Source organism: Streptobacillus felis, from assembly GCF_001559775.1.
Classification (GTDB): domain Bacteria; phylum Fusobacteriota; class Fusobacteriia; order Fusobacteriales; family Leptotrichiaceae; genus Streptobacillus; species Streptobacillus felis.
The window spans coordinates 1-254 of record NZ_LOHX01000044.1 but is presented as its reverse complement, the minus strand read 5'-3'; the positions used below and the strand labels follow the sequence as shown (position 1 = coordinate 254).

The 254-nt window shown below is 22.0% G+C and carries 1 protein-coding gene; it reads right to left on the bottom strand.

Features of this window, described 5'->3' with window-relative positions; translation table 11 throughout:
• Positions 1–56: 56 nt before the first annotated feature.
• The coding region (locus AYC60_RS09660; protein WP_231724602.1) for a hypothetical protein at positions 57–254 on the bottom strand (198 nt) is incomplete at its 5' end.

Sequence of the window (254 nt, the reverse complement as noted above, 5' to 3'; positions counted from 1 at the left end):
ATTTTCATTTTTTTGATTAAGTCTAGAAAATTGTTTTTTCTTAGCATTGTTTATTTTTACCATTTCATTTTCTTGTTTTTCAGTTTTTTTTTCAATTGTTTTTTTCTTTTGTATTCAGCACCATTATTTGCTTTTTTGGCGTATTTTCGTACATTATGAAGAACTGTATCCATTTTTATTTTATTATGATTAAATTTTTTTATTATATCAAATTGAGCTTGATACAATTTTTTCCATTCTTCTCTGGTTAACAA